Here is a 19,599-nt window from a genome sequence, read left to right on the forward strand (position 1 = left end):
CCGTTGTTGTGACGCTTGTATCTATGTTTTGTAGAAAGATGGTTTATTCTTTAATCGTTTCAATCTCTTTGATAGGTATATCTGTTTTGATAAGTATACTTATGCAGATGATGTACCCATATAACCTTTTTTCACAAATCAATCTCTTGAATCTTTATTCTCACCATGCTTTCGTCGCGATGGATGATTATTTCATTGTTTTTTCCAAGCTTATTCATAAAACAACGCTTGTCTTTAGCGGTGTTTTATTATTCGTAATTTTTATTTCTGTCATAGTTATTACTTTGAATCGACGTATCTCTCGCATGGTTATCTCTTCATAGTAGAAAGAATGCAATCAACTTGACGACTTACAATTAAGGGGGGAGGTCATGAGCAAATTACTGCTTTATGAGCTCAGAAAAACTCCACTTGCTTTTTTGATGATTAGTTTATTTGTGATGTTACTATTCAAAGGGGTAGTAACCATCGCATATTTCGACGATCATGATAGAGAATGGAGACAGGCGTATTCCAAGTATCTTACTTATGCTTTAGCACATGATCCCTATGCTGCAGAACAAGAGCTTAATGTTATCAAAGGAGAGTTCAGTCGGTATAGTGCCGAAGCAGAAGCGATCGATACTTTGCTAGAGCAAATGAAGGACCGAGAATACTATGAGAGGGTTCAACAAGTGGCTCAAACAGCTTCCGGTTACGTCTTCAGCATGCCTTCTGATTTCGAAAAGTTTCGATCGGCTTATGCTTCTTACAACATACCTGCTATCGTCAATGTATTGGGTTACCAGTTATTTCTTAAGTTGAACAACGTGAACTTTATCCCCATCATTAGCATTCTTGCTTTTTCCTCATTTTTTAGTATAGAACGCGAAACTGGCATGCAATCCATTATCAGAACAACAGGTACAGGTTGGGGGAAAGTCTTTAGAAAAAAGCTTACTTTGGCAATAGGGGCTAGCACACTAATATTTAGTCTTGGTTATATTTTTGATCTCTTTATGACTTTGACCTTATCAGATTTTAGATCAATGGGAAATCCTTACCGGAGCGTCATCAGTACGGTGTTGACAAATGATAGCATCGGCATGTTTTTGATCAAATATTACGTAATTGGTATACTGAACGCGATATTTATCTCTTGTTTGGTGTTATTGTTCTCCTCACTGACTAAGAATAGCAGATTATCTTATGCGATCAGTGGTCTAACCTACGTGGCATTTACGGTTATTGGAGCTACGGTAGATAAACTAGACAAAGTGGCAATATTGATCTCTGGAAATCTAATTAAATTGAATACTGAAACATCATTAATCGCGGTTACGAACTCTCTTATCGTTGAGGAATATACAATAATATTTTTAATCTACATTGTGTTTATCCCTTTACTCATTTATTTATTGAAGAAAACGTCTTAGTAATTGCTATGTCAAAACAAATAAGGAGAGAATATTGTGAGGAAATTTATGTGTTTACCTTTAATCATCATTTTATCTTTCTCGTTATTTGGATGCCAGAAATCTGAATTCTACAATCAAGACTTTTCGGTGAACTTTGGCAATACAACTGACAACATACTCCAGGGGGGCCTGATGGCCAGCACAGACGAGTATTTATATATTCCTTTTGAGAATGGTATAGTTGAAATAGAAAAAAAAACCGGAAAGCCGATCATACTTCAGGATATAACTTCAGAGTTTGGATATGTCAATGTAGTCAACGGTTACATATTTTATAATGCCTTTAATAACAATGAAAACAAAAGAGGGCTTGTTGTCCAATCATTAGACGGCAAGTTCTTAAAGCAAATATCAAAGATGAGTTACTTCCCGTTTGTTGTTTTCGGAGAATGGATATATGCCACTAACCTGCGTGGCGGAGATCTTTACAAAATCAACATTAAAAATTCGGAACAAATAATGCTTGCTGAAGAACCAGTAGAGGAATTTGCATTACATGAGAATGGCATATTTTATAGTGATGGCAATAATCTATATTCGATCAACCTGGATGGGGAAAACAAACAAAAGCTGCTTTCAGGGATAAAATTAAAATCAATAACATACAGCAATAAAGATAATACGCTTCTATTCATAAACTCTGATGAAGAGAATGGAATTTACTCTTATAATATAAATACTAATAAACTTACTGACGTAAGAGAGGGTGACTATACGTTTGTTCAAGTATTTGAAAATGATGGGATCGTTACTTTGAACAGCTCTGGATTATTGCAGTCTTTTTCTTTGGCTGATGGTCATATTGATTTTCAAATACCAGAAGTAACTAATTTTCAAATATTTAATGATACCCTATATTATTTCGATCAATTCAAAACCGTATATAGCATAACCCCCCAAAATAATAAACCTAATAAAGTTTACTCTTTGCGAGAAATGAATTAAATTACTAGTCAAATAAGTCCTCATCGACCTATTCAATCGAATCTTCGGGGGAGGCAAATAGTTGGAACCATTTTCTAAAGAAGAAATTCCAAACGAGGTAATGAAGGAGTTAGGTGCAATATGCAATAACACCTTCCCACGGCAGGGGCATACCTCTGATGTGGGTATAATTGAATCTGAAAAAGGGCTGTCTGTCTTAAAGAGAACCAGGGGTGCACAATATTCTGAATGGTTGAGAAGAGAATCATACATTTTGGAATGTTTGTCTCAAACCAATCTCCGTGTTCCAAAGGTATATCAATTTTTTCAGCACCAAGATGAAGCGGAGGGCATCCAGTCTTGGTTGCTAATGGAGTATTTACAAGGGGAAACCATACGCAAGATTTTGACGCATGAAAATGATTCAGGCACGAGGCACAACATTCTTTTCGACTTCGGAAGAAGTTTACGAGAACTCCACTCCACGTCTTGTCCTGATGAACTTAAGAGTAGCGAAAAATGGCTCGATATGATTCTCAACCAAGCTGAGTATAACTTAGAGCACTATAAGGTTGATGGTACAGCGGCATTACTTGAAAAATTAAAAAATAAAAAGCCTACTGATTTTGAACAAACGCTAATTCATGGTGACTGCACCATTGATAATTTCTTGGTTCATGAGGGTAGAATATCCGGAATCATTGATTGGAGCGGCGGTGCCTACGGAGACCCTCGGTATGATGTATCTTTAGCTATAAGACCAAAGCCCAATATTTTTCAATCAAGTAGAGACCATCAAGCTTTCTTCGATGGGTATGGAAAAAAGATCATTACCGATGAAGAGTACGAGTATTTTGAAGATGGTCTCTATGCATTCTTCTGATGTAGTGAGTCGCGAATACTGCCACATCAAGCTTGTCTATTTTACGCAACCCACACATGTGGAATGATGGCGGAAATAGCAAGGAGGGGCGACGCCCCCCTCTTTTTGTTGGATTAAGTACTATGAACAAAAATAAAATGCCATTAGCTTTCGAGCGGATAAAAACTTTCCTATGCAGTTGGGTGATGCAAGCGTGAAGCAAAGTTCAAGTCATTGTTATCATTAAGTCTAATAACTTTTTCTTTGTATAATCGTAACCGGGATTCGAGCTCATCTCGACTTCTTTCAAAATCTCTCGTCCATTTATACATCAGTTTTAGCATCCCAATATCAGGTTTATAGTTACACTTTTCAATTCCAAGATTTTGTTTGAGAAACCGGGTTAATATTCTTATTCTGCGCTTCCACAAAGGAGTATCTAGAAATATGATTGTATCCGCCATTTCAAATAAACAACGATATGATGGTCGGTCTGTACCTTCGAATATCCATTCACCATATGTATCAATGTCCTTAATAACCTCAATCTGCTCATCTGCGGTTCGTTTATACCTTCCGGTCTCAGTTCGATGATGAACAATGCTATCCAACTCATACCAAGGAATTTTTAATTTTTCGGATAGTCGCTTGGCAAGTGTTGTTTTACCGCTAGCTACTATTCCAATTATGAGAACCTTTTTCAAGTGATTACACCTCACATTGACATTATGGTTACGAGTGTTCCCTGGTCACTAGTTAGAAACTTGTTAGAATAATTATAACGTATCATATGGAACCACCATAAGAGGGTTATTTACGTCAAGTTGATATTCGAGAAAATTTCAGGCGCGTTAGATAACCGTAAACTGTCCTTATGACTACTCGTCCAAGTTGCTAGCTACTGGTACTTCTTACTACTCGGTTGCTTAGAAGAGGAATACGAGCGTCTTAGGGCAGGTTTTATATTAGTCTGTCACATAGCTTGAAGCGATTCGTTCGTTAATGAAGGGGAAGTTAAACCTTCTAGCATGAAGCTGTCAATATCACCTTCAATATACTCTAGGAACAAGTCTTGCACGTCAACAGTTCTTTCCTTGACTTTCAGAAGATTGCGATGCACGATGTCGGTAGTAAAGAGCAGATCAGAGGGTATGCCGAACAGATGGATGCGGATATTACGGAGTTTACGTTGGCTTCACAATTTCGATGCAATGGATCCGACGGATACCTGGCGTGGCTAGAAGACGTATTGGAAATTCGTGAAACGGCGAACGCAGATGATTCGATTTCGATTATGAAATTCAACTCTATGATGACCCGAATGGATTGCGAGACGAGATCCGATCATCCATTCCATCTATCTGTATAATGCCGAAACGGGAGACATCTCATGAAATATTAGGAATGAAGCTTAGGCGGCTTAAGCTGATACGGCTCTTCCACAGTCAACTTTGCGAAGGGGGCCGGAGCTTCCATTGAACGCATCGCCAGCGAGCGCTTCTCGCTGGCGATGCGTTCATTCGCATTCTGGACTAAAACGTTCATTCATTAGCACAATTTCGCGAATGCTCGTCGAATGACGCCCGGCTGTGTTACGATAAGGTCAAGATCGCTAACGGAGCAGGTGGCTAAAGATGTGGAAACTAACCGGTTCGATCCGATATCAGCTGTATATCTCTTATGCGCTGCTCATCGTGCTTGTGACCGTTATATATGTAGGCGCTTTCTATCTCTACGAATCAAGACAAATTACGACCCGTTCCTTAACGTCCATCAACGAGCTATCCTTAAGCTTGTCGAATAAATTGGATCTTGAGATACAGAAGTTGGATAACGTAACGCTAAGTGTGGCTTATTCGAACCTGATTAAGGATCGGCTGCTTCGGCTATCCGGCAAGCGGGACCCTTCCGACCAGACGCCGTATTCGGCGGATCAGATTGCGGACATCAAGGAGCTTAGCGAAATTATGGTCGCGGCTATCGGCCCGACACAATCCGTCAGGGAACTTACGATTTACGACTTTGAAGGGAATCGGATCTCGACCGGAGCGATGTTCAAATACACGAAAGAAAATGTAACTGAAAAACCATGGTATGAGGCTGTCATTAAAGGCGGCGGAGGAATCGTGATCGGCATGCCGCAGCCGGATGACGAATTGGCGAAGTCGTTTGTTTATTTTAAGGACAAATATTTTATTTCTTTATTTCGCACGTACTTCGGAGGTTTCGGAGAAGCTAAGGGGATCATCAAAGCCCAGCAAGACGCCGCGACCATCTTCAGCAGCCTCATTGATCTTGAGCGTCTGAGCGGCACAGGGAAACGATTCTACGTCATGGACGAAAGCGGCTATCAGTTATATCCATACGATGGAGAGGATAAAACCGGAAGGTATTACTTTGAGCAGCGGGCGAGCCAGGAGCGCCATCCGGTATACGTAGACAACCCCATTAACGGAGAGAAGGAACTGGTGTCGTACCACTTGTCAGAGGAGACAGGCTGGCTGCTTGCAGTTGTAACTTCAAAAAACGAATTGTTCGCTTCTCTCAAACAGTTTACAGGAACGGCAGCGGCCATTACGTTGGTCATTCTTATTGTCACGATGCTGTTTTCTTATTATGCAGCGCAGAAAATTACAAAGCCGATTGCCAGATTGCATTCTTCCATCAAAAAAATCGACTTGAATGGCTCGCTTCAACCGAGGCAGCATCCCGACAGCGGCATCAACGAAATCGAGGCTTTGCATGTAGCGTTCCAAAGTATGCAAGCAAATTTGCAAAATTCAGTGGATAAGCTGTTGTATTCGCAATCGCAGGAAATTAGCTCGAAAATGGCCGCGCTTACATCCCAAATGAATCCTCATTTCTTGTTTAATACCATAACGACGGTCAGTATTATGGCGGAAGAAGGCATGTCTGAGGAAATCGCTCGTCTTTGTCAGAAGCTGTCTTCCATGCTGCGCTATATTTCGTCAGAGGAGTCTAACGTCGTCAGTCTCGGTGCGGAAATCGATTATACGTCCGCTTATCTGGAGTGTATGAAAATCAGGTATCAAGATGATCTGACCTATACCCTCGCCATATCGGACGAATTGATGGAGATCCCGATCTCCAAGCTGATCATTCAGCCTTTAGTCGAGAATTGCATGAAACATGCGATCCATGTAGATGGACCTTGGAGAATAAAGGTGGAGGGTTATGTAGAAGGAGACGAATGGCGCATCACCGTATCCGACAACGGCCCGGGCATGTCGGAGGATAAGCGGCGTCTATTAAACGACAAGATTGACGAACTGGAGGCAACCGGCAGATTCCCGGGGTTGAGCGTTGATGGCATGGGGCTGCTGAACATTTATTTTCGATTGAAATTCACATACGGGGAACAAATGATGTTTATGATCGATACGGCAGTGCAAGAAGGATTCTCCATAACCATTGGCGGGCCGCTGGCAGATTGATTGAACAAAACAGAGGGGGAGCGGGAGATGGGCAACAAAACTTACGATGTATTGGTTGTGGAAGACGAGCCGATGATTCTGAACAATATTGTCAAGAAGCTTGAACAATCGGACCTGGGCTTCACTGTGACGCAGACGGCAAAGAACGGAAAACAGGCGCTGGAGCTGGTTCAGGGGAAGCTTCCCGATGTTATATTCACGGATATTCGTATGCCGATTCTGGACGGCATTCAGCTCATCCAGCATATCGATGCCCACTATGCGTCTATACGCACGGTTATTTTATCAGGATACAGCGACTTCGAGTATGCGCGGACTGCTATTCGATACAACGTCCGCAGTTATCTCTCGAAGCCGCTGGACAAACAAGACTTGCACGAGTGCCTGCTGAAGCTGAGAATCGAGATGGACGCGGAGCATGACAGCGTGCTTGAGCGCATGAAGGTGCTGAAGGCGACACAAGGCGAGAATGTGCAGGATTCCATCGAGAAGCTGCGTCTGTTCCTGAACGAGAATTACATGCACGACTTTCGGCTGGATCAGATCGCCCAGCAACTGAATTTCAATTCCTCTTACCTGAGCAAATGGTTTGTCAAAATTGTAGGCGAGACGCCTTCTCTATATATTATCAATTTAAGAATTTCGAAAGCTAAGCGGTTGTTGCTATCGGTGCAGGAGCTATCGGTGAAACAGGTTGGTGAGATGGTGGGATACGCCGATCAGAATTACTTCAGCCGGCTGTTCAAGCAACAGACTGGGCTTAGTCCAAAACAGTACAGGGAGAATACGGATCGAGAGAAAATAAACACATAACTTTAAACGGTCATGTGCATAGCCAATAAAAGAAAGCGCACTCATAATAAAGGTGAAGCAAATAGAAAAGGGAGGCACCTCAATAATGGCAAGAATTAAAAAAGCTTTAACCATGGCTACTTGCGTGCTGACGATTGCCGCAGTGACGGCGGCGTGCGGAAACAACGGAAATAATAATCCTACTAGCGATCCGGCGGCGTCTTCAACCTCGAACCCGACGACGGAACAGCCGACCAAAAAAAATCTGACGTTAAGCGTCATGGCTTCACAGGATCAAATAATGGATGCCGAAGTCGAGCTCGCCAAGTCCTTCGAAGCGGAGACGGGCATCAAGATCGATTATCAAATCGTACCGTCGGACCAGTTCACCAGTCTGATCGGAGCCAAGCTAAACTCCGGTGAAGGCCCGGATATCATTGTGACGCAAGGCGGCAAGCTTACGCTGAAGTCGACGCTCGATCCAGAAAAAAATCTGGAGGATCTTTCGGGAGAGGCCTGGGTATCGAGCCTCAAGAAGCCGTTCGATGAAGGCGTCTCGTACAATGGGAAAGTATACGGATTGCCGCTATGGGATCTCGGGGGCACGTCCAGCTGGGTGCTGGTCTATAACAAAAAGATTTTCTCAGAGCAAGGACTTACGCCGCCGAAGACGTACGACGAGCTTCTGGCCGTTAGCGAGAAGCTTGCGGCAAGCGGCATAACGCCAATCTTCGAAGCGGGTTCCGACGGCTGGCACCATCAGCTTCCGTTGCTCGAGATGGGACCTCGCGTAGAGGAATTAAACGGCGGTCTGTACGACAAACTGAACGCCAACGAAACGCTTTTGGCCGATAACGCCGATATGCTGAAGCTGGTGGAGCAGGTAGCCGGGCTCGTCGAAAAAGGTTATTACGGCGACGAACATTTCAGCAACTCGTATGCGGAAGCTCATAACGCGATGGCCTCCGGGAAATTTGCGATGGTATTCGACAGATCGAACTTCGGCAACGAGCTTATCGCGAGCGTGCCGGATTCGGCGTACAAGACCGAAGACTTCGGCGCGGTTGTCATGCCGTTCCTGGACAACCAGACGTTGAACGTGAATCCGCAAGGTCCATCCAAGTTCGTGTACAAGAAAGGCAAGCATGTTGCGGAAGCGAAGCAGTTCCTGGCTTATCTGGCCGAGCCTGCCAATATGCAGACGTATTTGGACCAAACGAGCCGCTTCTCCGAATTGCCGTTCGAAGGCGTGACGCCAAAGCAGAATACGGTCCTGGAAGAAATCAAAGCGGGCAGCAACGGACAGGAAGGCGCGGTGCTGCAAGCGGGAGTCAGTTACATTGATCCGCAATGGATGGATATTGGCAAAGACTTGACAGCCGTCTTCTCGGGCAAGTTAAAGCCTGCCGATCTGCTAAAGAACATCGATAAACGCAGGGAACAGCAAGCGACCGCTCAGAAGGATCCGGCCTGGGCGAAGTAAGGCACGAGGACACGGACACAGGGACCTTCGAGGATCAAATCGAGGGTCCCTGTGTTTTCCCAGGGGAAATGAACACATAAAGTTAAGCGTTTTCGTGCATAGCTTGTGAGGTACCGCTCCTTCATAATAAAAATAGCGATTACATAAGTCGAAAGAAGGAGAAGAACGATGAACTTTCAAAAAAAAATGTATCCTGCGTATTTTTTATTTGGCGCGCTGGCGCTCTACGTCTTTTTGTACGTCTTTCCGAGCCTGGTAGGCATTTATTATTCCTTCACGGATTGGAGCCGGTTCGACGATGCGATCCGTTTCATCGGCTGGGACAACTACAAAGCCATCTTTTCCGCTGACGAAAACTATTTGTTCTATATAGGGAACACGCTGAAGCTGACCGTCGTGACGACGATTCTGAAGACAGTGCTCGGGCTGGCGCTCGCTCTGATCGTGGGCAGGAGCCTGTGGGGGAAAAACTTCCACAGGGCCGTTATCTTCCTGCCTTCCGTGCTCTCGTTCCTGATTACTGGCTTGACCTTTCAGTCCATTCTGTCCCCGTCCGGACTGTTGAATTCGTTCCTTCGCACGCTCGGCCTGGACGGCTGGACGCGTAATTGGCTGTACGAAGGCGACTGGCCGTTCTGGTCCATCTACGGGATCGATGTCTGGAAGGGCATGGGCTACATCATGACGATCTTCCTGGCGGGTCTGATGACGATATCCAAGGAATACTACGAAGCGGCGGATATCGACGGCGCGCACTTCTGGGGCAAATTCCGTTATATTACGCTGCCGCTGCTCCTGCCTTCCTTCGCGGTAACGACCGTGCTGAACCTGGTATACGGTCTGCGCGTATTCGATATCGTGTATGTATTGACCCAGGGCGGGCCGGGCGACCAGACGGATGTGCTTTATACCGTCATCTTCAAATTGTTCGGATACGGTTATTACGGGCTCGGAACCGCGTTGTCTTCGCTTATGTTTGTGATCATGGTCGTAATCGGTTATTTCATCATCCGATTGCTTAACAAGGAGGTAGAGGCGTAATGACAAGACGACCAGGGATAGGGGCAACCTTGCGACATCTGGTGGTGTGGGCGGTCTCTTTGGTCATGTTGATCCCGCTATTGCTGATCCTGCTGAATTCGTTCAAAACGCAGGGAGAAGCCGCGTCCATGAGCTTCGAATGGCCGAACAAGTGGGAGTTCTCTAACTATAGCATCGTTATCGAAAGCGGAAAGCTGCTTCAATCCTTCGGGAACAGTATGTTGTATTCCGTCACGTCGGTCGTGCTGGGTATTATCTTGTGTTCGATGGCAGCGTTTGTGTTATCGAGGAAAAAAACCAGATGGAACCGATTTATTTATTTCTTCATTGTGCTGGGCATCGCGATGCCTGTCAATCATATTGCATTGATCAAGGTAATGCAGGCCTTCAATCTCATGAATACGCAAGTGGGACTAAGCTTGCTCTATACAGCCCTGCAAATTCCATTCAGCGTGTTTCTGGTGTACGGCTTCGTCTCCACCGTCCCCCGTGAACTGGACGAGGCCGGAGTGATGGACGGCTGCGGCAGCAATACCTTGTTCTTCCGGGTCATCTTCCCGCTGCTGATGCCGGTTGCGGTTACCGTTATGCTGCTTAACTTTCTGGCGTCCTGGAACGAATTTATTTTCCCGCTTTATTATTTGAACAGTTCTTCCTTATGGCCGATGACGCTTGCCGTCTACAACTTCTTCGGTCGATACGAGACAGCGTGGAATCTGGTCAGCGCGGATATCGTATTGACGAGTCTGCCGGTCATCGTGATTTATTTGCTCGGGCAAAGGTACATTGTATCGGGAATGACGGCGGGTTCGGTCAAAGGATAAAGCCGCACAAAGCTCCGGCACACCAGAACGGGAAGCGCTAAGCTCCTCAAACAGAAAACAGGTGAGAAATGCCTGTATCTGTCGGGGAGCTTATTCCATTATTTGTGTGGTAAAATACAACAAAATTGGATTGTGACTTTGAAAAAACGACCATATCTACGATTATAGGGCTAGAGTCAAGTCATGAACGCAGAAAATTAACACATAATAGTCCCCTTTTAAGTCCATAGAAATTTTAAGTAAGCGCATTCATAATGAAGTGGAAGACAAGAAGAAACACATGGTAATCGGCGCGAGGGAAAAAAGAGGTTGTACCCTTGCGGCATTTGCCTCGGCCAAGGCCGAGGAGTTATTTATATCCAAGGAGGTTTTATGAAAGTGAGAAAACGGGCGTTAATCTGGATCATGACTTTGGTAATGATATTTCCCATGCTACCGTTCTCAAGGTCGGTAGCTGCGGCTGACAGTGCGCCAAGCGCAACGATTTATGTGGCTACAACCGGAAATGACAATACAGGCAACGGAACGCAAGCAAATCCGTACCAATCGATTGGCAAGGCAAAAGAAGTGGTAAGGACTTTGCCTAAGATCGGCGGCGATATCGTCGTTCAAATTGCGGATGGGTTTTATTCACTGGATGAAACCCTTGTTTTTACGGCGGAAGATTCCGGCAGCGCAACCAGCACGATTCGTTATGAGGCGGCCCCGGGCGCGAAGCCGGTCATCAGCGCCGGTCAGCTGCTGGAACAAGGCGCATGGACAGAAGCTGAGGGCCTTACCCAGACGGGTGGCTTAAAGGCCTATAAAACTCCCCTTAAACGGAGTGACAAGCTGCGCGCGATCTATGTCAACGATAAGCGCGCCAACATGACGCTGAGCCCGGAAATAACGTCGGCCAACAGAACCGTCACCGGCACCCCGACAGTCAGCTTTAGCGCTGCCGATAACCCTTGGGCGTGGCAAAGTGGCAGCAACATTCGGGGAGGTATTGTATTCGATGCCAGCGTCGGCCTGACAACGGCAACGAAAAACCCTCAAAACATCGAAGCCGAAAGCATGGGCGGCGCCAGATGGGCAAGACCTTTTATCACTTTCGCATCGATCGAAAATGCACCGGCAGCCAGCAACAAGCCTGGCGGCGTCATGCTTCGGTTCCAGATGCCGTACGCAGCGATTTCACTCTCATTGGGGTTTAACACGGAATACAATCCAGGCAATAATCAAGTCATCCGAAATGCTTTCGAGTTTTTCAACAAACGTGGCGATTTCTATTTCGACCAGGCGGAGGAAATGCTGTATTACATCCCGCTTGAAGGCGAGGATATCAATACCGCTGAGGTGGTCGTTCCGAGACTCGAGACTGTCCTCGACATAAGAGGGATTCCCGTCGGAGATCGGTTGAAGCCTGTTCAGGGCTCGGATGATGGACGGGTCAAGCACATCACCTTCAATGGGCTGAAGCTTGCCCATACCGACTACAAGCTGTATGAACTAACGGGTACTTACACCTACAGCGATGGATCGGGTCCGGTGACAACCACTTCTCGAGGCTTCGCGTCCGTTCAGGGCACGATTTCTAGCACATCTTACTTTCCCAGCAGTATCAACTGGCATGAGACGTTCTATCGAGGCTATGACATCCCAACGGCAGCGGTCATCGTCAATGCGGCGAGGAACATTAAGATTCTGAACGGCGAAATCGGACTTACCGGATTTGTTGGCATCCATATAGAAAACGATGTCAAGGATATTGAAGTGACGGGCAACTATATCGTTGATACGCTCAGTTCTGGCGTTGTTATCGGACATCCGCATCATATCTATGAAAATGATAAGCCGATTACGCATGAATCGAGCAATGCGTCCATCAGAAGCTGGTCTGGTGTGGATAAAGAGAAGTTTGCGGCGGGAACGGAAGCCGTGCCGGAAAATATTTATATTACCAATAACTTTTTGTACAGGAACTGCTACGGATTCCCAGGTGCCAACTCCCTGCAATCCTTCTACACAACGAACATGCAAGTCCTGCATAACTACATTTATGACTCGACTTACGGCGCCATGAGTATCGGCTGGGGCTGGGATGAATACGATGGTTATGGCTTTACCTCCCATGGCACCGACAAGACCGGCGGCCCTTACCATGGCACGCATGAAACGAGTCTTTCAAGGTCTCCAGAGGCCTCGACCACGTCCAGGAACAACAAAATTAACTATAATCGGATCGAGGAAATTGCGACGGTGGTGAACGACACGGGAGCCATTTACTCCCTCGGACGGCAAGGCGATCCGGGCAATTTGCCGGGCGGAGGGACATGGGATACTGTCAAAAATTTGACGAACAGCCCGGTCACCGACAAGAACAGCAACTGGCATCCGGACAACTGGACGAACTACACCGAGATGAACTACAACTTCCTGGATCCGAATCCAACGGGTAAACCGACGAGCTCCAACAACTGGACAAACGGGTTCCATCCGGACGAAGGCAGCACATTCATCAAGATGATCGGCAATGTCGTGCAGTCTAAGCTTTCTCATGCTCCCGGACAAAGCCGTCTGTTTGAATTTAACAACTGGAAGCGTAAAAGCGATATGATTGCCATCGAAGGTTACGTGGATGGGAATAACAACCAGAATGGCGCACCAAGGATTGTGAACGACAATTATAAAAGCGAAGCCCGCATTTGGCCGGTGAAGGGCAACGAGATCGTATTGAACTCGGGTCTGGCCAACGAATATACGCATATGATTCCAAGAAGTCTTATTGCCGATACTGAGTTTGAACTTGCTTCCAACGTCATCTTGGGTAAAGGAGATAGGCTGAGCCGCAGAGGGTTGCTCAAATCGGAAGATACGGTCTGGCTCGCTCCTCCGAACACAACCGTCTTCAATGAAGGCGCTACGATGACCAAAGCTGCCGGCGATGCAACGTCAATTCATGCTCCGTCTGCCGCAGGAGAATACAAAATGTATATCGTATACGGAGACGGCAAAGCAACGGCTACTTCCAAGTATACGGCATACGTCGATGCGAGCGCTTCGGCAACCAATGTGGAATCTGGAAAAAGCTACGAGGTTTCGGCTGTACAGCCGCTGAAGCTGACGTTGAGCAGTGATTACACCTTTACGCTGAACGGCAAGCTCGTGACGGATGGGTACGCAATCAGCACCGCTGGAAGCTGGTCCTTGATGGGCAGCACTTCGACGTCTGCCATGACGATCGACTTTACAACCACCGTATCGGTGGCCAACAAGTTGCTCCCGGCTGATGTGACCGTAGCCCCTGGCGGGACGGTCAGGTTTGCCCACGACTTGGACGACGCGACCCGTAAAATATGGATTTCCTCGTCGAGCGGCGGACATTTCGACGGAGGGGACGATGAATCCGTGGTCTCCGGCGACAAACTCGGGATGACGGCGCCCATGGTGCCAGGCCCTTACATTATTTTTGTAGTGGCGGATGACGGCGAAGTACTGAGTCAATCGCACGCTCGTGTTGTGGTGAGCGATCTGGAGCCTGCCGATATTCCTAGAGACGGCCTTGACTTATGGCTCAAGGCAGATGAAGGCGTGGAGAAAGATGGAAGCGGCAACGTGACCGGATGGGCCAATATGGGAGGCGTCCCGGCGAAGCTTGTCCCGGCGAACGTCCCCGGCAGCGGCGGCGACAATCTTCCAGTGCCAACAGGCAACCCCGCGCTCAAAAAAGATGGTTACGACTATGTAGAATTCGACGCAAACTCAAGGCCGCTGAAGGCAGCAGGCTTTAAGGATTATAACGGCAAGACGCAGATGACGATATACACGCTGGTTAGACCAACAACAAAAGCCAACAATTCCAGCGACCAGAATGGCCTTGTTTATTTCGGAATGAACGACGCTTACCAGACCTGGGCGGCCAACAACGGCTGGAGCGGCATTAATCTCGGCGTAGGGACAGACAGAGTCAATATCCGCTTTGGTAACGGAGATGGCAGCGTATCGGGCGGCGGGCAACAAATTGCAACCACAGCCACCGACGGTTTGGTCAGTGTTCGGGCGCAGTTGGACGGCAGCAATAGAGCCGTTTATGTGAACAACAGCATGATCGGCTCTGGAACCAACGCCAAAGCGCTTGCAGGGAACCGATCGGATCTGGGCGTAGGCTACACAATGGCGGCTGCAACCCCCTTCCGCTTCATGGGCAGGGTCTCGCAGATTCTCATTTATGACAGGGTACTGACAACTGAAGAGATTGCGAAAGTAGAAGCCTATTTTAACGAGGTCAAAGCCGGCCGCGGCGGCTCCGCGAATCCAATTGTTCCGGCGGGGGGCGACAAAGCCCTTCTGAGCGACTTGATTGAAACAGCCAAGACCAAGGAAATGACGATCTATACAAGCGACTCCTGGCAAGCCTTTGCAAGTGCCTTAAGCGCGGCCCAAACGACTGCCTCGAATGAGGAGATCGGGCAGGAAGCGGCAGACAACTCTTATTACGCGCTGCGTAGTGCGATCAAAGCGCTCCAAACGGTACCGAGCGGAGTAGGAAGCGCGGCATACGGCACGCCTGTTCTCGGCGGCTCCGAGCTAGACCCGCTTTGGGACACGACCGTCACACTGCCGATCCTGAAGCATCTGACGATGGCGGACGGTCCGACGGACGGTTCTGGTAAAGTACTATGGGACGAAACGAACCTGTATGTGCTGGTACGCGTAAAAGACCCTGTGCTGAACAGCAGCAGCAGCAGCGCGCATGAGAAGGACTCGGTCGAAATTTTTGTGGATGAGACTAACAGTAAGCTGACCTCATACGGCCCAGGCATGGGACAACACCGAATTAACTACCTGAACGAGAAAAGCTTTAATCCAAGTAGTGCCAGTGCGGGTGTGGAGTCGTATGCCAAGATCGTGGATGGCGGTTATTACATTGAAGCCAAAATCCCGTTCAGAACGGCTGATCCTTCGGCTGATCATGTCATTGGATTTGATCTGCAGATCAATGACGCGAAGGCAGGCGGCGGTCGTCAGGACGTAATCATGTGGCACGACGCGACCGGACAGTCTTATGCGAACGGTTCGCAATGGGGTGTGGTTACACTTCTTGAAGAATCGAGTGAATCAAAAGAGAAGGCAGAGATCAGCGGTCCATCTACCGTTGTAGCAGGGCAACCTGTTGCACTGTCGATTGGAATCGACAATCCGGTCAATGGGTTTGATGCTTTCACCGTCGAAGTGAATTACGATCCCGAGAAGCTGGAGTTCGAGACCGTGACGGATCTGGCCGGAGTGGTCAGCTTGGCGGAAGGTGCTATTACCCATGTACGCAATAACTTCAATATTCTTGACACAGCAGTCAAGCAACAAGAAGGGAAAATTCTTGTCATTGCTTCTACGACGGGCAGTTTGGAGCCAGAGGGCGGCGAGCTGTTCGTGTTGAACGGCAAAGCAGCAAGCGACGCCACTGCTGGCACGACAAACGTATCCCTAACCAATTTCGTGGTCACTGCGCAAGCCGAGGCCCGCAGCGTCGATACCGCAAAAGCCGTTCTCGACATTCAAGTGAGAGCAGCGGATGGTGCGAGCCTTGCAACGGTTGTTGCACAAACGAAGGCATTGCTGAGTGCTGCTACAGAAGGTACACAGCCTGGACAATATCCGACCGGATCAAAAGCCGTATTGCAAGCTGCGATTCAATCGGCGGAGGCTGTCCTGCATAATCCTGCTTCAACGGCCGAAGAGATCGCACAAGCGATCACAGCGCTTAATCAAGCAGTTACTGTCTTCCGAAACGGTGTAATCCCTTATCCTGGCGTCAACAAAACGGAATTGATCGCAGCCATTGCAGCTGCGGAATCGAGATTAGGTACAATCAATGAAGGCAACAAAATCGGTCAATATTCCCTCACTGCCATCAACGCGTTGAAAGCAGCGGTTCAGCAGGCAACGACAGTGAGATATGATGGAGGGGCTTCTCAGTCTGCGGTCAACGAAGCCGTTGCCGCCCTTAATGAAGCCGTGAATGTCTTCGCAGCACAAATCATTACATTTATACCTGGTCAAACTGCAGTCTCTATTCGCGACCTGTCGTATTTGGCTAAATACTATGGTACGAAATCAAGCGATTCGGATTGGGACAAAGTCGAGAAAGCAGACCTGTTTGATCGCGGCGAAATTACCATTCGTGAATTGTCCGCGGTTGCCAGAATGATTGTTGAGAACTGGCTAGCGGAATAAGGAGTCGCCCGGCCTAGAGGATGAATGCCTTGCAGGCCGGGAAATTCCTCCAGAAATGATGAGGTTAACAATACGGAGGGCGGTACTATGCCGACCTCCGTTTGTTAGTAAGCCCCCCCGGTATGACAGTAATTCGGTTCCTATGCATCACATGTCTAAACTTGCAAAAAGGATGGATGATCCGACTATGAAACGCAAAGTTCTGTTGTTATGTCTTTCTCTGATGCTCTCGTTATCTTTGCTTCCTTTTACCGCTTTTGCTCAGGATGCTTCCTTCTCCTTGTCCGTTAACAATGATAGCCCTGCAGTCGGCCAAAATATCCAGGTGACAGTGACCGGAGATCAATTGACCGATATGTACGGTTATGAAATAAACTTGACGTTTGATTCAAATCGCTTGCGTTATGTGAAAGCGTCCAGTCCTTTGCCAGGCTTCTCTGTGCCGATGGCGCCAAAGGACGGCAAACTTGTATTTGCCCATACGAAAGTCGGCAAAGTTGCCGGTGAAGATGGAAAGGCGGTTCTGGCTACGATTACGTTTGAAGCCATAGGGACAAGCCATAAACCGACAGTAGTCGGGTTATCGAAGGTGGAGCTCGTCAAAAGCGATTTAACCTCCACCATTCATGCGCCGCTTGTAGAACTGGAAGTGACGCCGGTCGGTAAACCGGTGACATTTAACGACCTTAACGGCCATTGGGCGAAAGAGGAGATCGAGTGGGCTGCCGGACTTGGATTCGTGAACGGCTATACCGACAACAGCTTCCGTCCGCAGAATCATGTAACAAGAGCAGAATTTACCGCGATGATCGTCCGGGCGCTTGAGCTTGAGTCCACAAGCAGCACAGTTCTTGACTTTGCCGATCTGGAACGTATTCCGGAGTGGGCCAAGCCATTTATCTCGGAAGCGCTGTCGGCTGGCATCGTTACCGGCTACCAGGACGGCACCTTCCGTCCACAGAGACTGATCAACCGCGCCGAAATGGCGGTCATGGTCATGCGGACGTTGGATGGCAATCCGGACATCGGCTTGAAACCGACATTTGAAGATAGCGATAGCATTGCCGCCTGGGCGCAGCCGTCCGTTGCTGCGGCAGCCGAAGCAGGTTTGCTCAACGGCAGAGGCAATAACAGGTTTGAGCCTGCGGCCAACACGACCCGTGCGGAGGCGGTAGTTTTGATTCTGAGATTGATGGATTACAAGAACAGTGCTGCCAGCCGTTAGCTGTATCTGCAGGTGACCATAGGAGCCGCATTTACCTGCATGCAGGAAGCCCGAACGTATTCCGCGTTCGGGTTTCTGTGCTTGTGGATTCACGAACGGGCTGATAAAGGTCTGTTCATCTTGACGATTATGGTTGGGCTTCATATGGCGGGACCCAAGAGGGCTTCCGACATCATCGGCCGCACCCTAACAGGACAATAAAAATAAAGGCTATATCAATTTATTTAGTTAAAAAGGAATAGACTCTATTCGTGTAGTGTCGTACTATTCAAGTTGGGTGAGGATAAATGCTAAGGAGGTCATGAGGATGGATTTGCGTTTTACATTTAACGAGGATGTAGTGAATTATGATAAAATGCGGCCAACCTACGCCAAGGAATTATATGAGGCTATCCTGAACTTCTCGGGCTTGGACAGCACTAAAAATGCGCTAGAAATAGGCATCGGAACCGGACAGGCTACACTGCCTTTTCTCCACACGGGGTGCAAGCTTACAGCCGTTGAGCTTGGCGAAGATATGGCCAGGTTCTCCAAAGAGAAATTCGCAAGCTTTCCTAATTTCCACATCATTAACAGTAGCTTTGAAAAGGTTCATCTTGAAAACGATTACTATGATTTGATTTACTCCGCGACAGCGTTCCACTGGATTCCCCAGGAAGCGGGTTATCCTAAAGTCTTTAACCTTTTGAAAAGCGGCGGCGTTGTCGCCTTGTTTTGGAATCATGCCGCAAGAGTCAATGACGAACTGGATTGCGCCATACAGCAAGTCTACCGTAAATACAGGCCCACCCATCATTCTACGGTTCACAGATTCAGCGAGGAGAAATGCCTGGAAATCGCAAAAACCATCCAGGAATACGGGTTTGTTGATGTTGACTATCACTTGTATCAGCAGACAAGGGTTTTTGATGCACCGCAATATATGTCACTTCTTAATACCTACTCGGATCACAGAGCAAGACAAGACGAGATTCGTCTTGGCCTTGAAAGTGAATTGACCCAAGTCATAAATGACTTCGGCGGTAAAATAGATATCAACGATACGATGGATCTTTATTTGGCACGGAAGCCTTGAAGTCCGCTCCCACAGGTATCCTTTCTCCCTCGCCGCCTTGGAAATCTGGTCGACCTCATCTACACGCAAGCCGGCTATTCTAAACCTACATAAGGCTTAGTCATCAAGAGTCGCCGACAAAAGAACAAGCTGCTGAAACAGTGGCGGGAGGCTTTAAGCGAAGCGCATGGAACAAATGCGACCGTATAACAAAAAGGCATCGGAGAAGATGCCTTTTTGCATTATCCACCTCAGCCGGTTGCGGC

General features: G+C 47.5%; 14 protein-coding genes. 13 read left to right on the plus strand and 1 reads right to left on the minus strand.

Features of this window, described 5'->3' with window-relative positions; all coding sequences use genetic code 11:
* The 4 genes from PA598K_RS37300 to PA598K_RS13195 all read left to right on the plus strand — a co-directional run.
* Window positions 1-323: hypothetical protein (locus tag PA598K_RS37300; RefSeq protein ID WP_221414134.1), on the plus strand; the 323-nt coding region annotated here is incomplete at its 5' end.
* Between the two features lie 48 nt (window positions 324-371).
* On the plus strand, window positions 372-1,415 hold the full coding sequence (locus PA598K_RS13185; RefSeq protein WP_128657420.1) for a hypothetical protein: 1,044 nt from the start codon (window positions 372-374) through the stop codon (window positions 1,413-1,415).
* A 36-nt stretch (window positions 1,416-1,451) separates the two neighbouring features.
* Entirely contained in the window at window positions 1,452-2,402 is a 951-nt protein-coding gene (locus PA598K_RS13190) for a DUF5050 domain-containing protein (RefSeq protein ID WP_128657421.1), read from the plus strand.
* Between the two features lie 61 nt (window positions 2,403-2,463).
* Window positions 2,464-3,264 (plus strand): phosphotransferase family protein, encoded by an 801-nt coding sequence (locus PA598K_RS13195; protein ID WP_260405394.1) that lies wholly within the window; start codon window positions 2,464-2,466, stop codon window positions 3,262-3,264.
* A gap of 170 nt (window positions 3,265-3,434) precedes the next feature.
* Here the strand turns inward: PA598K_RS13195 and PA598K_RS13200 are convergent, their stop codons facing one another.
* The gene (locus tag PA598K_RS13200; RefSeq protein WP_128657422.1) at window positions 3,435-3,947 is read right to left on the minus strand and encodes a EutP/PduV family microcompartment system protein; all 513 of its coding nucleotides are present in this window, start codon (window positions 3,945-3,947) and stop codon (window positions 3,435-3,437) included.
* A gap of 368 nt (window positions 3,948-4,315) precedes the next feature.
* Here PA598K_RS13200 and PA598K_RS39010 point away from each other — a divergent pair, with 368 nt between their 5' ends.
* From PA598K_RS39010 to PA598K_RS13245, 9 genes are all read left to right on the plus strand, one after another.
* Window positions 4,316-4,612 carry a DNA/RNA helicase domain-containing protein gene (locus PA598K_RS39010; RefSeq protein ID WP_221414135.1) on the plus strand — a complete coding sequence of 99 codons (297 nt, stop codon included), beginning with the start codon at window positions 4,316-4,318 and terminating at the stop codon, window positions 4,610-4,612.
* 265 nt (window positions 4,613-4,877) lie between these two features.
* Complete coding sequence (locus PA598K_RS13210; RefSeq protein WP_128657424.1) at window positions 4,878-6,698, plus strand: cache domain-containing sensor histidine kinase; 1,821 nt, start codon at window positions 4,878-4,880, stop codon at window positions 6,696-6,698.
* A 27-nt stretch (window positions 6,699-6,725) separates the two neighbouring features.
* Entirely contained in the window at window positions 6,726-7,511 is a 786-nt protein-coding gene (locus PA598K_RS13215; RefSeq protein ID WP_128657425.1) for a response regulator transcription factor, read from the plus strand.
* 85 nt (window positions 7,512-7,596) lie between these two features.
* A complete protein-coding gene (locus PA598K_RS13220; RefSeq protein ID WP_128657426.1) occupies window positions 7,597-8,973 on the plus strand; it encodes an ABC transporter substrate-binding protein in 1,377 nt (458 codons plus the stop codon).
* 168 nt (window positions 8,974-9,141) lie between these two features.
* A complete protein-coding gene (locus PA598K_RS13225; protein WP_128657427.1) occupies window positions 9,142-10,014 on the plus strand; it encodes a carbohydrate ABC transporter permease in 873 nt (290 codons plus the stop codon).
* The gene (locus PA598K_RS13230; protein ID WP_128657428.1) at window positions 10,014-10,838 is read left to right on the plus strand and encodes a carbohydrate ABC transporter permease; all 825 of its coding nucleotides are present in this window, start codon (window positions 10,014-10,016) and stop codon (window positions 10,836-10,838) included. The genes PA598K_RS13225 and PA598K_RS13230 overlap by 1 nt, the downstream gene beginning before the upstream one ends.
* Window positions 10,839-11,210: 372 nt before the next feature.
* Window positions 11,211-17,054, plus strand: a complete 5,844-nt coding sequence (locus tag PA598K_RS13235; protein ID WP_260405395.1) for a sugar-binding protein — start codon at window positions 11,211-11,213, stop codon at window positions 17,052-17,054.
* A 187-nt stretch (window positions 17,055-17,241) separates the two neighbouring features.
* The gene (locus PA598K_RS13240; protein ID WP_260405396.1) at window positions 17,242-18,279 is read left to right on the plus strand and encodes an S-layer homology domain-containing protein; all 1,038 of its coding nucleotides are present in this window, start codon (window positions 17,242-17,244) and stop codon (window positions 18,277-18,279) included.
* 307 nt (window positions 18,280-18,586) lie between these two features.
* A complete protein-coding gene (locus PA598K_RS13245) occupies window positions 18,587-19,354 on the plus strand; it encodes a class I SAM-dependent methyltransferase (RefSeq protein WP_128657429.1) in 768 nt (255 codons plus the stop codon).
* Window positions 19,355-19,599 lie beyond the last annotated feature (245 nt).

Origin of the sequence: Paenibacillus sp. 598K, from assembly GCF_003851045.1 — a bacterium.
Lineage (GTDB): Bacteria > Bacillota > Bacilli > Paenibacillales > Paenibacillaceae > Paenibacillus_D.